This is a genomic window from Lysobacter alkalisoli (assembly GCF_006547045.1).
In the GTDB taxonomy this organism is placed as follows: Bacteria; Pseudomonadota; Gammaproteobacteria; order Xanthomonadales; family Xanthomonadaceae; genus Marilutibacter; species Marilutibacter alkalisoli.
This window is the reverse complement of record NZ_CP041242.1, coordinates 375,647-390,628: the sequence shown is the minus strand read 5'-3', so window position 1 is coordinate 390,628 and position 14,982 is coordinate 375,647. Positions and strand designations below refer to the sequence as shown.

At 67.9% G+C, this 14,982-nt stretch carries 9 protein-coding genes; 3 read left to right on the top strand and 6 right to left on the bottom strand.

Translation table 11 applies throughout. The features are described from left to right. Positions 1–22 precede the first annotated feature (22 nt). The 4 genes from FKV23_RS01635 to FKV23_RS01620 all read right to left on the bottom strand — a co-directional run bounded on the left by FKV23_RS01635 (position 23) and on the right by FKV23_RS01620 (position 7,597). Positions 23–940, bottom strand: a complete 918-nt coding sequence (locus tag FKV23_RS01635; RefSeq protein WP_141622289.1) for a glycosyltransferase family 2 protein — start codon at positions 938–940, stop codon at positions 23–25. Next, positions 937–2,289, bottom strand: a complete 1,353-nt coding sequence (locus FKV23_RS17080) for a methyltransferase domain-containing protein (protein WP_167284887.1) — start codon at positions 2,287–2,289, stop codon at positions 937–939. The genes FKV23_RS01635 and FKV23_RS17080 overlap by 4 nt, the downstream gene beginning before the upstream one ends. A gap of 93 nt (positions 2,290–2,382) precedes the next feature. Then, a complete protein-coding gene (aceE, locus tag FKV23_RS01625) occupies positions 2,383–5,088 on the bottom strand; it encodes a pyruvate dehydrogenase (acetyl-transferring), homodimeric type (protein ID WP_141622288.1) in 2,706 nt (901 codons plus the stop codon). A 214-nt stretch (positions 5,089–5,302) separates the two neighbouring features. Then, positions 5,303–7,597, bottom strand: a complete 2,295-nt coding sequence (locus tag FKV23_RS01620; protein ID WP_141622287.1) for an NADP-dependent malic enzyme — start codon at positions 7,595–7,597, stop codon at positions 5,303–5,305. Between the two features lie 187 nt (positions 7,598–7,784). Here FKV23_RS01620 and FKV23_RS01615 point away from each other — a divergent pair, with 187 nt between their 5' ends. Further along, positions 7,785–10,220 (top strand): tetratricopeptide repeat protein, encoded by a 2,436-nt coding sequence (locus FKV23_RS01615; RefSeq protein WP_141622286.1) that lies wholly within the window; start codon positions 7,785–7,787, stop codon positions 10,218–10,220. Between the two features lie 142 nt (positions 10,221–10,362). Then, the gene (gene mddA / locus FKV23_RS01610) at positions 10,363–11,118 is read left to right on the top strand and encodes a methanethiol S-methyltransferase (RefSeq protein WP_141622285.1); all 756 of its coding nucleotides are present in this window, start codon (positions 10,363–10,365) and stop codon (positions 11,116–11,118) included. A 42-nt stretch (positions 11,119–11,160) separates the two neighbouring features. On the opposite strand, the gene FKV23_RS01605 is transcribed toward mddA, so the two are convergent. Further along, complete coding sequence (locus tag FKV23_RS01605; RefSeq protein ID WP_141622284.1) at positions 11,161–12,423, bottom strand: flavohemoglobin expression-modulating QEGLA motif protein; 1,263 nt, start codon at positions 12,421–12,423, stop codon at positions 11,161–11,163. Then, a complete protein-coding gene (rsgA, locus tag FKV23_RS01600) occupies positions 12,410–13,570 on the bottom strand; it encodes a ribosome small subunit-dependent GTPase A (RefSeq protein ID WP_244244067.1) in 1,161 nt (386 codons plus the stop codon). Before rsgA ends, FKV23_RS01605 begins: the two co-directional genes overlap by 14 nt. A gap of 126 nt (positions 13,571–13,696) precedes the next feature. On the opposite strand from rsgA, the gene FKV23_RS01595 reads away from it, so the two are divergent. Continuing rightward, positions 13,697–14,956: an aminotransferase class I/II-fold pyridoxal phosphate-dependent enzyme gene (locus FKV23_RS01595; protein ID WP_141622282.1), complete on the top strand. Its 1,260-nt coding sequence runs from the start codon at positions 13,697–13,699 to the stop codon at positions 14,954–14,956. Positions 14,957–14,982: the final 26 nt, after the last annotated feature.

Sequence of the window (14,982 nt, the reverse complement as noted above, 5' to 3'; positions counted from 1 at the left end):
CTCTTTTCTCCGTCTTTGCCGCTTATTGCGCCTTCCCGGTGCCGGGCTGCATTTGACGCTCCACCGAGCGCTGCATGCTGGGGAGTGCCGCTGCCGGCAGGCGGCCCAGCAACAGTGGAGTCGCCTGTGGTTTTACGTAGGCGTGGCCACGGATGCGTACGTATTCTTCGTGAAACGTCTTCCACTTCGACTCCGAAGAATTGGTCACGATCCCGCCATGAACCTGATGAAAGGTCGCCTCGCCCAGCAACAGGATGACCTGACCGGTCGGGTCCGCACAGGCGCGCGCCCAGGTGTCGAGATTTACCAGTCCGCCGCCGGGTGCAACAAATCCCGGCTCGTAGCCGCCGAGTCTCTCCCAGTGCTCGCGGGTCAGGAATAGCGCGCTGGTTTCTGCCGGAACACTGAACCAGCCGTCGGCCGACGAGGCTGCAAAGACCGAGATGGAAAACAATCGGTAGCCGTCGGTGACCCAGTCCACCGAGGCCAGGAGTTGATCCTCCACTTCCTGGCAATAGCCACTCAGCATGCTTCGTCGTTGCACGTCGGGCCCGAGGTGAAACGCGAGTGTCCCGATCACGGGGCGCGGATGCAGCCGCGCCGCCTCGAGTGCGGTGGCCAACAGACGGGGCGAAGCCATGCGCGCGCCATCGATCATCACACCCACCAGCTCGCCGCGAGCCAGCGCCAGGCCGCGATTGATCGCCTCGACGGGCGAAGGCGACGCGTCGGGAACCGTGTGGGTGCTGATGTTGGCGCCCAACTGCCGGAGTTGCTCATGGTCGAAAGGCTGCGTCGAACCGTTGTCGACGATGATGATCTCGTAGTCTTCCTCCCCGATATCCCGCTGGAAGGGCAGCGCCAGCGAACGAATCGTACGAGGCAATTCCCTCGCCATGTTGTAGCTGATGACGATTATCGAGAGCTTGGGGGAACTCATTTCTCCCCCTGTCCGGAAGGAAGCTTCTCGCGCAAGCCGGCCAGAACCTGGCTCCTGGGCGTTCCGGTCCGGTAGTTCTGCTTGAGGATCGCGAGCAGCTCCGCCACCAAGGGGTGATCGGCCTCGATCGCTCCCCTACGCTCGAGAATCTCAGGCGGTGGCGCCTGATCCATGCTGTATTTGCGCACGGTGGGATTGTAGTGGTTCCACAGCACCCGGTTCTTCGGATCCAGGCCAGCGATCAGAAGCAAGCCGGTAGGAGCGGTATCGAGCGGCAGAAGAAACAGGTCCGGCCGCATCTTTGCAAGGCACTGCTGCAGCTTCCAGACATCACCGGTCCACACTCGGGTTCGACGATCGCGTTCCGCCTGGGACGGGTGGGACGGGTAGATATCGTCGATCACGACCAGCGTCCCCGGATCGGCCAGTCGCTCGACGTGCATGAAGTCCCTCAGGACGTATTCGAAGAGGTGCATGCCGTCGATGAATACGAGTCCCGGAGGCTGCGTCAGCTCCTCGGCGGCCACATCCATGAAGAAGTCGTCGCTGGTCATGGCCAGCAACCGGGTCGTTGGCGACAGGGGCCCGACCTTGATGTCCGGAGCGGGATCCACGGCAACCGCTGCGCCCCGTGCAAGTGCCAGGCTGCGCCCGTGGCGGACGCCTATTTCCAGATAGAGATCGGGTTCCAATGCCTTGTGCAGGGACGCCAACGCGTCCAGATAATGAACGCCGCCTCGTGTCGCCTCCTCCTCGGCAGTGCCAGACGGCAATGTGGCAGGATCGATGGGAGCGTGCTCGACTCGCACGATGCTGCCTGCTGCAGGCACGGGAACGGATTGCCTGGAAAAAACACCGACCAGGTCCTGCCATGGCCCGCGCTCGTCCCTCCATACCTCGATCAACTGGCAGTTCGCATATTTCGCCAATGCGCCATATGCGTCGGGATAGAAGCGGTAGCAATCGACGGGATAGCGATGTATGGGGCCGGCGGAAGGGGCGATCATGAAAAGATAGCCGTCGGGCTTCAGCACCCTGATCATCTCGGCGAATGCCAGCCAGAAGAACTCGCAGTGTTCCAGCATCTGGCCGGACACCACGATGTCCACCGATCCATCCTCAACCGGCAGTCGGTACGGGTCTTCGAGCACGATGTCGACGCCGTCCCCGTCAGCCAGGTCGGCTGTCAAGTAACGGTAGCGGGCATCCTTGAAAACCTGGCGGTAACCGCCGTTGATATCCGCACCGCCGACGTCCAGCACCGTGACGGATTCTTGATCGTGCAGGGCGCCGGAACGCACATAGCGCTCGTAGCACCTGTGCATGTTCTCAAGGGAGGAAGCGTGCATGGATCATTCCCGAAGCAACTGACGTGAGCATCCAACTCCCGATGCAGCCCAAGGAAGCATCCCTGGACCGTACTCGTTCCGACCCACCCGGTCTCAAACCCCAATCGGATTCGGCTTCTCCACGTCGATCTTGTACTCCTTGATCGCGCGGGTGACGTCCTTGGCGGCCATCTTGCCGTCCTTCGCCAAGGCTTCGATCGCCGCGTGGGCGATGTGGAAGCGGTCGACCTCGAAGTGGCGGCGCAGGTTGGCGCGGGTGTCGCTGCGGCCGAAGCCGTCGGTGCCCAGGACGGTGTAGCGCATCGGCACGAACTCGCGGATCTGGTCGGCGTAGGTGCGGATGTAATCCGTCGCGGCAATCGCCGGGCCCTGGCGGCCTTCGAGCAGTTCGGTGACGTAGGGCTTGCGCGGCTTTTTGTCTTCGGGGTGCAGGCGGTTGTGGCGGATGGCGTCGGTGCCGTCGCGGCCGAGCTCATTGAAGCTGGGGCAGGACCAGATGTCGGCGGTCACGCCGAAGTCCTTGTCGAGCAGTTCGGCGGCGGCGATGACCTCGCGCAGGATGGTGCCGCTGCCGAGCAGCTGCACGCGCAGTTCGCTCTTCTTCGGCTTGCCGGCGTCCTTGAGCAGGTACATGCCCTTGATGATCCCCTCGGCGCTGCCCTCGGGCATGTCCGGGTGGGGGTAGTTTTCGTTCATCAGGGTGACGTAGAAGTACTCGTCGCGCTGCTCGGCGATCATGCGCTGCATGCCGTACTGCATGATGGTGACCACCTCGTAGCTGAAGGTGGGGTCGTAGCTGCGGCAGTTGGGGATCAGGCCGGCCTGGACCATGCTGTGGCCGTCCTCGTGCTGCAGGCCCTCGCCGTTGAGCGTGGTGCGGCCGGCGGTGGCGCCGAGCAGGAAGCCGCGGGCGCGCATGTCGGCGGCCTGCCAGGCGGAGTCGCCGATGCGCTGGAAGCCGAACATCGAGTAGTAGATGTAGAACGGCAGCATCTGCAGGTCGTTGGTGCTGTAGCTGGTGGCGCAGGCCAGCCAGCTGGAGAACGCACCGGCCTCGGTGATGCCCTCTTCCAGCACCTGCCCGGCAGCGTCCTCGCGGTAGTACATGAGCTGGTCGCGGTCGACCGGCTTGTACTTCTGGCCCTGCGGGGCGTAGATGCCAAGCTGGCGGAACAGGCCTTCCATGCCGAAGGTGCGCGCCTCGTCGGCGACGATCGGCACGCAGCGCGGGCCGATCTGCTTGTCGCGCAGGGTGATGTTGAGCATCTGCACGAAGGCCATGGTGGTGCTGATTTCGCGCTCGCCGGTGGACTTGAGCAGGCGCTCGTAGGTCTCGAGCTTCGGCACTTCCAGCGAGGTGCTGGCCTTGCGGCGGCGCTGCGGGAGGAAGCCGCCCAGCGCCTTGCGGCGCTCGAGCATGTACTGCACTTCCTCGGAGTCCTTGCCCGGGTGGTAGAACGGCACCTGGCCGTCGGCGAGCTGGGCGTCGGTGACCGGTACGTTGAAGCGGTCGCGGAACAGCCTGACCGCCTCGTCGTCCATTTTCTTGGTGCCGTGGGTCGGGTTGAGCGACTCGCCGGAGGCGCCCATGCCGTAGCCCTTGACCGTCTTGGCGAGGATGACGGTGGGCATGCCCTGCATCCTGGTCGCCGCGTCATAGGCCGCGTACACCTTGTGCGGGTCGTGGCCGCCGCGATTGAGGCGCCAGATGTCGTCGTCGGACAGGTTGGCGACCATGCGTGCGGTCTCCGGGTATTTGCCGAAGAAGTGCTCGCGGGTGTAGGCGCCACCGAAGGCCTTGCAGTTCTGGTACTCGCCGTCGACGGTTTCCATCATCAACTGGCGCAGCTTGCCTTGGGTGTCGCGGGCCAGCAGCGGGTCCCAGTAGCTGCCCCAGACGGTCTTGATGACGTTCCAGCCGGCGCCGCGGAACTGGCCTTCCAGCTCCTGGATGATCTTGCCGTTGCCGCGCACCGGGCCGTCCAGGCGCTGCAGGTTGCAGTTGATGACGAACACCAGGTTGTCCAGACCCTCGCGGCCGGCGACGCTGATCGCGCCCAGGCTCTCGGGCTCGTCGCACTCGCCGTCGCCCAGGAAGCACCAGACCTTGCGGTCGGTCTTGGGCAGCAGGCCGCGGCCTTCCAGGTACTTCCAGTTGCGGGCCTGGTAGATGGCGGCGATCGGGCCCAGGCCCATCGATACGGTCGGCACCTGCCAGTAGTCGGGCATCAGCCACGGGTGCGGGTAGGAGCTGATGCCGCGGCCGTCGACTTCCATGCGGAAGTGGTCGAGCTGGGATTCGCTCAGGCGGCCTTCGAGGAAGGAACGCGCGTAGATGCCGGGCGAGCTGTGACCCTGCACGCAGATCAGGTCGCCGGGGTGGTCACCCTCGGGGCCGCGCCAGAAGTGGTTGAAGCCGACGTCGTAGAGCGTCGCGGCGGAGGCGAAGCTGGCGATGTGACCGCCCAGGTCGCCGGGCTTGCGGTTGGCGCGCACGACCATCGCCATCGCGTTCCAGCGGATCAGCGAGCGGATGCGCCACTCCATGGTCTGGTCGCCCGGGGTCTTGGGCTCCAGGTGGACCGGGATGGTGTTGATGTACTCGGTGGTCGGCGCGAACGGCAGGTGGGCGCCGGCACGGCGGGTGACCTCGACCATGCCCTGCAGCAGCTGGTGGGCGCGTTCGGCGCCGTCATGCGCGATGACGGCCTGGACCGACTCGATCCATTCCTGGGTCTCGGTCGGGTCCGGGTCGTTATGCAGCAGGTCGGCGAAGGGGCTTTCGTAGGTCTGGCTCATGCGTTCCGCGGCCCCATGGCCGCGCCTCGTGACGATATGGGGAGTTAGAGTCGGGATTCTAACAGGGCGGTATTGCCGTTCCCGGGCTCCGGTTTCGGCTGCAACCTTCGCCTTTGGTCGGTGGTATGCGATGTCCGCGGCCATCGCATACCAGTCGGCGCGGACGGGGTCCCGGGTGCGGCTTTGCCTTGCCCGGGAGCCGCCAAAGCGCGACTCAAGCCTTGTGCCCGGCCTCCCGCGCGGCGCGGATCTGGGCGTCGACGGCCGCGATCGCGGTCATGTTGACGAGCCGGCGCGAAGTCGAGTTCGGGGTCAGGATGTGCGCGGGCTTGTCCAGGCCCATCAGGATCGGGCCCAGCGCGACGCCGTCGGTCATCATCCGGATCATGTTGTAGGTGATGTTGGCCGCGTCCAGGCTGGGCATCACGAACAGGTTCGGCCGGCCGCTGAGGGTGGTGTTGGGGAAGATGCGCTGGCGCAGTTCCTCGTCCCAGGCGGTGTCGGCCATCATCTCGCCATCGACCTCGAGTCTGGGCATGCGCCTGGCGAGGATCTCGCGGACCTTGCGCATCTTGGCCGCCGAGGGGTTGTCGTGACTGCCGAAGTTGGAGTGCGACAGCAACGCGACCTTGGGCTCGACGCCGAACAGCTTGAGCCGGTAGGTCGCCTGCAGGGTTGCCTCGGCGATCTGCTCGGCCGGCGGGTCGACCTGGACATGGGTGTCGAGGAAGAACCACACACCCTTGTCGTTGATCACACCGGTCATCGCCGCGGTGCCGGTGACGCCCTTGTCGAAGTCGAACACGCTGCGCAGGTAGCCGAGCTTCTTGTGGAAGCGCCCGACCAGGCCGCAGATCATCGCGTCGGCCTCGCCGCGCTCGACCATCAGCGCCGCGATCAGGGTCGGCCGCGAACGCAGCAGGTTCTTGGCCGCGGCCGGGGTGACGCCGCGGCGCTCGGTCAGGGCGTGGTACTGCTGCCAGTAGTCGTCGAAGCGCGGGTCGGAGTTGATGTTGGTCAGCTCGTAGTCGATGCCGGCACGCAAGCGCAGGCCGAGCCGCTCGATGCGCGACTCGATGACCTCGGGGCGACCGATCAGGATCGGGAACGCGAGGCGCTCGTCGACCACCGTCTGCACCGCGCGCAGCACGACCTCTTCCTCGGCTTCGGCGTAGACCACGCGTTTGCGGTCGCTGCGGGCACGGTCGTAGACCGGCTTCATCACCAGGCCGGTGCGGTGGATGAACTGGCCGAGCTGCTCGACGTAGGCCTCCACGTCCTCCAGCGGGCGGGTCGCCACGCCGGACTTCATCGCCGCCAGGGCGACGGCCGGCGCCAGCATCACCAGCAGGCGCGCGTCGAACGGACGCGGGATCAGGTAGTCGGGGCCGAAGGTCGGGACGTCCTCGCCGTAGGCGCTGCCCAGGTCGCTGGCTTCCATCCGCGCCAGTTGCGCGATCGCACGCACGCAGGCCAGCTTCATCTCCTCGTTGATGACGGTGGCGCCGACATCGAGCGCGCCGCGGAAGATGTACGGGAAGCACAGCGCGTTGTTGACCTGGTTCGGGTAGTCCGAACGGCCGGTGGCCATGATCACGTCCGGGCGCACCGCGTGGGCGTCCTCCGGCAGGATCTCGGGGTACGGGTTGGCGAGCGCGAGGATGACCGGCTTGTCGGCCATGGTCGCGACCATCTCCGGCTTGAGCACGCCGCCAGCGGACAGGCCGAGGAACAGGTCGGCACCGGCGACGATCTCGGCCAGCGAGCGGGCATCGGTGTCGCGCGCGTAGCGGGCCTTGTCCGGGTCGAGGTTGGGCCGGCCCGAATAGATCACGCCCTCGCGGTCGAATGCGGTGATGTGCTCCTTCTTCACCCCCAGCGCGACCAGCATGTCGAGGCAGGCGATGCCGGCGGCGCCGGCGCCGGTGGTGGCGACCTTGACCTCACCGATGTCCTTGCCGGCCACTTCCAGTGCGTTGAGCACGGCCGCGCCGACGATGATCGCGGTACCGTGCTGGTCGTCGTGGAACACCGGGATCTTCATCCGCTCGCGCAGCTTGCGCTCGACGATGAAGCACTCCGGCGCCTTGATGTCCTCCAGGTTGATGCCGCCGAAAGTCGGCTCCAGGCTGGCAATGATGTCGACCAGCTTGTCGGGGTCGCGCTCGTCGACCTCGATGTCGAACACGTCGATGCCGGCGAACTTCTGGAACAGCACGCCCTTGCCTTCCATCACCGGCTTGCCGGCCAGTGCGCCGATGTCGCCCAGGCCGAGCACCGCGGTACCGTTGCTGACCACCGCCACCAGATTGCCGCGCGCGGTGTAGTCGCGGGCAGTGTTGGGATCGGCGGCGATCTCCTCGCAGGCATAGGCGACACCCGGAGAGTACGCCAGGGCAAGGTCGCGCTGGGTCAGCATCGGCTTGGTCGCGGTGACCTTGATCTTGCCGGGCGGGCTGAGGCGGTGATAATCGAGCGCGGCTTGCTTGAAAGCGTCGTTGTCGGGCATCGGGAGGCGGCGATGAAAGCGGAGACGGGCTGGTGATTCTACCGGTGATGGCTGAACCCGGCTCGCCGCGGCGGGCGGATGCCCGCACGCGCGTGGCCATTCGCCAGCGCACGGTCCGCGTCCGGTATCCGGCAGCGCCTGCGTTTGGATCAGTTGATCAGCGTCCCTGCTTCCCGGCCTGCCCTGGATGACACTCCATCCCGCTCCCGACGGCCCCGTCCAGCGGCAGGCCTACCGCTTCGGCGACTTCGAGCTGCGCCCGCACAGCCGCGAACTGCTGCGCCACGGCCGGGCGGTGGAGTTGCAGCCGAAGGTGTTCGACTTCATCGCCTGCCTGCTCGTCCACCGCGGCCGCGTGGTCGACAAGAACGAGCTGTTCGACGTGGTCTGGGCCGGCCAGGTGGTCACCGAGGCGGCGCTGACGCGCTGCGTGATGAAGGCGCGGCGTGCGCTCGACGACGAGGCCGACAACCCGCAGGTGATTCGCACCGTGCACGGGCACGGCTACCGGTTCGTCGCACCTGTGGTGCCCGTGGAAGAACCGCTGGCGGATGCGCCTGACGACCTGTCTGCGATCCCGGGGAAGCCCGCCGCCGACACGCCGACGGCCAGTGCACCGACGGCCATCAACAGTCCCGACCTGCCTGCGACACGCCGCACACGGCGAAAGCGCCTGGTCGGACTCGGCCTGGCCCTGTGCGCGCTTGCCCTCGTCGCCATCGGCGGATGGTGGTACGGCAACGAGCGCGGCATGCCGACAGACGGCCCGGTGCGGCTGGCGGTACGACCGTTCGAGAATGGCACTGGCGAGTCCCGCCTCGACTGGGCCGGACTCGGCCTGATGGGCGCGATCGGCGACATCCTGCGCAGCGGCGGCCGGGTCGGCGTGCTCGGCGCACGCGAGGTGCTCGACCTGGAGCCGCGACTGGACGGGCTCGATGAGGCGGGACGACTGGCACGGCTGCGCGACATTTTCGGAGTCACCCATCTTGTCGAGGGCCGGATCGAACGCCGCGGTGGCCAGCTGCGCCTCGACTACGTCCTCGTCGATCCCGATGGCCGTCGGCGCGTACGCACCGCGGTCGGTGCCGATGTCACCGCGCTCGCACATGCCGTCGGCGCCGATCTCAGCGTGATCCTCGGCGATTCCACCCAGCCACCGGCCTCCGAGGACAGCTTCGCCAACGAGGCCTACCTGCGCGGCCGTGCGCTACGGCTGCAGGGCGACATCCCGGGTTCGGTCGAGTATTTCCGCCTCGCCAGCGAACAGGCGCCGGGGGCGTTCTGGCCGCGCTACGAACTGGCGCTGGCGCGGCGCGACCTGGGCGAGCGCGAGGAGGCGAGCGTGCTGTTGCGCGAACTGCTCGAAGAAGCCGACGCCAACGACGACGCCCGCCAACGCCTTGGCGCACGCAACGCGCTGGCGATCCTGCTCTGGCGCGCCGGCGAGGACGCGGAGGCCGAGCGCCTGCTCGACGAGGCTCTGGCCATCGCCGACCGGCATGGCGATCCCGAGCGCAGCGCGACGGTGCTGGTCAGTCGCGGCATCATCGCGACCTACCGCAACGACCTCGAAGCCGCCCGCGACTACCTGACCCGCGCGATCAGCGCCGAGGCGGCGGCCGGGCATGAGGGCCCTACCGGCAACGTGCTCAACTCGCTGGCCCAGGTCGACCTGCGCGCGGGCGACCTGGTCTCCGCCGGGCGCCACCTGGAGGGCGCGCTGGCCCGGTTCCGGCTGACCGGCGATCGCCGCAACGAGGCCGTCGTGCTCAACGGGCTCGCCGACCTGCGCCGGCGCGAGGGCCGCTTCGAGGAGGCGCGCGACCTGGCCGGCAACGTGCTGGCGGTGCATCGTGCGCTCGGCAACCGGACCGCCGAGGCCTCGGCGCTCAACGGCCTGGCGATGGCAGAAGCGCAGCTGGGGCATCTGCGGCTGGCCATGGAACATGCAAGCGCGGCGCTGCAGCTGGCCGAGTCGATCGGCGACCGCCCGACCGTCGCCAACGCCCGGTCGCTGCTGGGCCAGTTCAGCCTCGATCTGGGCGACCATGCCGCGGCACGGAGGTGGCTCGAAGGCGCCCTCGAGGCATGGCTGGCGATCGACGACACCACCGGCGCCAGGCGCCAACGCCGCCATCTGGCACGTCTCGATCGCGCCGAAGGCAAGCAGGCCAGCGCCGAACGCCAGCTGCTCGCGCTGCACCAGGAGCTGGTTGCGGATGGCCCGACGCCATTCGTGATCGATGTGCTCTTCGATCTGGCCCGGCTGCGGCTCGATGCCGGCGACCCCGATGGCGCCGCGCGCAGGCTGCGGGAAGCGCTCGTACTGGCCGAACCGCTTGGCAACGCGCGCCGGCTGCAGCAGCTGCATGCCGGCCTCGCCGAGGTCGCGCTCGCCGGCGGCGACATTGCCGCTGCGGAAGCCGAACTCGCCCGGGCCGGCGACACCCTTGCCGGCGATCCCGACCTGCTGCGCGTGCACGCCGCGATGGCCGCCGCCCGCGGCGACGCCAGCGATGCGCTGCACTGGGAGCAGGCGGCCCGGACTGCCGCCGGTGAACGCTGGCGGCCGGAGGACGAGGCACGGCTGACGACCCGGCAGAGGGCGGCGCGGCAGTAGAGATCCGCGCGTCTTTCATTCCAAGCCATTGATTCCACTACGGGTCATGGAATGGTCAGAACACGGTCCGGCAACGGTCAAGACGGTGCGCCTGGCGGAGACGAGACTGCGCGCCCACTCCCCGCTTCGCACCGGAGCCCGCATGAAACGCACCCTGATCCTGCTCTACGGCGTCGTCAGTTACGCCATCTTCTTCGCCTCCTTCCTGTACGCGATCGGCTTCGTCGGCAACCTGTTCGTGCCGCGCTCGATCGATTCGGCCGCGGTGGTGCCGTTCGGCCAGGCGCTGCTGGTCAACCTCGGGCTTCTCGCCGCCTTCGCGGTGCAGCACAGCGTGATGGCGCGGCCGGCATTCAAGCGCTGGTGGACGAAGTTCATTCCCGAGGCCGCCGAGCGCAGCACCTACGTCCTGTTCTCGAGCTTGGCGCTGATCGCGCTGTTCGTGCTCTGGCAACCGATGGGCGGGGTGATCTGGAACGTCGAGAACACCCTCGCCGTCGGCGTGATCCACGTCCTGTACGCGTTCGGCTGGGCGCTGGTGCTGGTCAGCACGTTCCTGATCAACCACTTCGACCTGTTCGGCGTGCGCCAGGTCTGGCTCGAGTTCCGCGGCAAACCCTATACCCCGCTGAAATTCGACACCCCGATCCTGTACCGCTGGGTGCGGCACCCGCTCTATGTCGGCTGGCTGTTCGCGTTCTGGGCGACGCCGACGATGACCGTCGCCCACCTGGTGTTCGCGCTGCTGACCACCGGCTACATCCTGGTCGCGATCCAGCTCGAAGAGCGCGATCTGATGGATGCGCACCCGGAGTACGCCGACTATCGCCGCGAGGTGCCGATGCTGGTACCCGGCATCAAGCGTGGAAGCAGCGCCCGCCGCGCGCTCGCCCGCTGACCCCCTCCCCCAGCGCCAGGGATGGCGCACTTTCGGCGCGGTTCACAGCTCCAGCGGCTCGTCGCCAGTGGCGATCGCGTCCAGGCGGATGCGATTGGCGAACAGCGAGAACGCCAGCATCCCGGCCAGGCCATTGGCGCGGGTGATCCAGTGCGGCATCCAGCGCGCGGGCACCAGCACGCCGTCGGCGAACAGCGGCTCGAAGCGCTGCACGTCGGCCAGGGTCATCTTGCCGGCGAACAGCCAGCGGCACAGTTGCAGCTTCTGCTCGCGCAGCGCCCAGCGGAAGAAGGTATGCACCGACACCAGCCCGCGCAGGTAGACGGTGTCCTTGGTGAACGCCGCGTCACCGGTCACCGGTACCCCGCGGAACACGCGCTGGGCGGAGGCGAAGCTGTCTTCCGCGGACTGCTCCTCGTCCATGAAATAGCGGAACACCTCGATGAAGTCGGCGCCGCGCAGGGCCATGTCGACCGCCTCGATGCGCAGGCTGAGCCGCTTCATCCGGCCGATATCGATGCTGCCGGTGATCTGCTCGGCGAAGGTCGCCAGTCCCTCCTGAGTCTCGGTACTGCGCGGCGACGACAACGCCAGGCTCGGCAGGATCGGTTGTTCGCGGCCGTTGAGCGCGGTCAGCGAGTGGACGAAGGCCTCGTGCTGCAGCAGCTGGTCGCGATCGTAGTCGCTGAAGGCGGCATTGCTGCGCAGGCGGATGCGGGTGGCGCCGGCGGCGGCCTTGGCGATCAGCTCGGGATCGAGCTCGACATCGATCACGCGCTCACCGAAGAAGGTGTCGAGATCGCGCTGCAGCTGCAGTTGCAGCGCGGTGGCCGAGACGGTGACGTGCTCGGCCGGGGCCATCAGTTCGCGGTCGAGTTCATCGGCGATGGTGATGAAGTGGTGGGCCGCCTCGCACGCAGTCGGGCCGTTGCCGGGCAGATGCTCGTCCGGGCGACCGAACAGCGCCACCGAGTGCGTCGTCACCGCCGGCGTGCCGAGCGATTCGAGCAGTTGCGCGGCGATGGCCCAGCTGCGGGCGGATTCCTGCAGGTACTGGCCGAGCGGATGGTCGGGATCGGCTCCTGAGGCGATCGCGTCGAGCTCGGCGCGCGCCTCACCGAAGTCGTGGCGCGGGTATTCGATCTTCGGCAGTACGAGCCGGCCGGCGTGAAAGCCGTCAAGGAAGCGAGTTTCCTGCCCCGCCGGCCAACTGGTCAGGGTCAGCAGCCGGATCCCACGCACAGCCCTGACCATGCGCTCGTCAAGCGCGGCATGGTGGGCGATGGCGGGGTCATCGTTTCCCATATTTATCTTCCAGCCGCTTGTTCAGCGTCTTGCCCTGCACTTTCGCGTCCTGCTTCTGCGCCAGGCGATTGGCGAGTTTATCGGCGGCGCCGGCGACTTCGTCGCGCAGCTTGAGGTAGTTGGCGAAGCGCTGCGGATCGAGTCGTCCCGACTCGATCGCGGCACGCACCGCGCAGCCGGGTTCGCGGGCGTGGGCGCAGTCGCGGAACCGGCATTGCTCGGCCAGCGCCTCGATGTCGGCGAAGCTCTCGGTGACGTCCTCCTCGCCGGTCGGCTTGAGTTCGCGCATGCCGGGGGTGTCGATCAGGCAGGCACCCGACGGCAGCGGTATCAACGCTCGGTGGGTGGTGGTGTGGCGGCCCTTGGAATCGCGCTCGCGGACCTCGCCGGTCTTCATCCGCTCGATCCCGAGCAGGCTGTTGGTCAGGGTCGACTTGCCGGCGCCGGAGCTGCCGACCAGGACCACGGTCCGACCCGGCGCCAGCCATTCGCCGAGGGCCCTGGCGCTGGTGGTATCCCTGGCGTTGACCGTGCGCACCGCCAGCGTGTCGTCGCCGAGTGCGCGCAGTTCGGCAACCGCGGCCTCGACCGCGCCGGGGGTCGCCGCTTCGGCGAGGTCGGTCTTGGTCAGCACGACCACCGGTTCGGGGCCATCGCCGGTACCGCGGACCAGCAGCAGGTAGCGTTCGATCCGGCGCGGGTTGAAGTCGTCGTCGAGCCCACAGACGACGAACACCGTGTCGATGTTGGCCGCGATCAACTGCTGTTTGTAGTGTTCGCCGGCCGCGCCGCGCTTGATCGCGCTCCAGCGCGGCAACAGGGCGACGATACGCGCTTTCGGCACCTCGCCCTCGACCAGCACCCAGTCGCCGACCGCGGGCCGCTCTTCCGGCGCCACCTCGCCCTTGCGGTAGCGGGCCGGACGGGTCCATTCCGGCAGCGATTCGGCCCGATAGCTGCTAACGGGCGACTCGCCGTCGTCGGGCGCCTCGGCGACCACGTAGCCGCTGCGGTGCTGCTCGATGATGCGGGCCGGGCGGGCTTCGGGATGGGCCTTGAGCAGGGCCGCCCAACCGGCCGGCAACGGATCGGCAGGGCCGACCAGCGGCCAGCCGATCGCCTGCAGTTCGGCGCTGGTGGAGGTCAAGATCGGTCGAGGTCGTGATGCATGGCCGGATTCTAGCCGCATGGCGGGCCCACGCCCGCTGGACACGGCTACGCATTCGGATAGTCTGGCGGAAATTTCGCCCATCCACCCCACGCCACACCGCCGATGCCGCCCTCCAGCCTCAAGACCCGCGAACGCCTGTCCGAAGTCCGTTACGAAATCCGCGGCGAGCTGGCCCGCCGCGCCCGCGAGCTGGAGGCCCAGGGCCGGACCCTGATCAAGCTCAACATCGGCAACCCGGGCGCGTTCGGCTTCCGCGCCCCCGAGCACCTGCAGCGCGCGATCGCCGACCATATCGCCGACACCGATCCATATACCCACCAGCAGGGTCTGCCGGAGGCGCGCGAGGCGATCGCCGCTTTCCACAAACAGCGCGGCACGCCGAACGCGACCGCGGAGCGGGTATTCATCGGCAACGGCGTCAGCGAGCTGATCGACCTGTCGCTGCGCGCCCTGCTCAACCCCGGCGACGAGGTGCTGCTGCCCTCGCCCGACTACCCGTTGTGGTCGGCAGCCACGATCCTCAACGACGGTCGCCCGGTCTATTACCGCTGCCTGCCGGAGAACGGCTTCCTGCCCGATCCGGACGAGATCGAGGCGCTGGTATCGAGCCGCACCCGCGCGATCGTGCTGATCAACCCGAACAATCCGACCGGTGCCAACTACCCGCGCGAGCTGCTGGAGCGGATCGTCGCGATCGCGGCGCGCCACGGGCTGCTGCTGCTGTGCGACGAGATCTACGACTCGGTGCTCTACGACGGCGCGACGTTCGAGCCGATCGCGCCACTGGCCGGCGAGGTGCCGTGCCTGAGCTTCGGCGGCCTGAGCAAGGTCCACCGCGCCTGCGGCTGGCGGGTCGGCTGGGCGATGCTGTCGGGCGACCCGTTGCAGGTCGGCGATTTCCACCACGCGATGGACCTGCTCGGCGCACTGCGGCTGTGTGCGAATGTGCCGGGCCAGTTCGCGGTCGAGGCCGCCCTGCACGGTCCCAACACCATCGACGCGCTTTGCGCACCCGGCGGGCGCCTGTACGAGGCACGCCGCGCGGTGATCGAAAGCGTTGCCGCCAGCCGCTACCTCGAACTGGTCGAGCCGGCCGGCGCGCTGTATGCGTTCCCGGCGGTGACCGGCGCCGCCGCGGAAGGCTTCGACGACCACCGCTTCGCGCTGGAATTGCTGGAGACCGAGAACGTGCTGGTGGTGCCGGGCAGCAGCTTCAACGTCGCCTTCCGCAACCACTTCCGCGTCACCCTGTTGCCACAGCCCGACGAGCTGCGCGAGGTGTTCCGCCGCATCGAACGCGTGCTCGAGCGCCATGCGGAACTCGCCACGGGCCGCGGGACCGCGCGTGCGGCGCTGGCCTGAACCGGTACGCTTGCTGATTGCCGGCG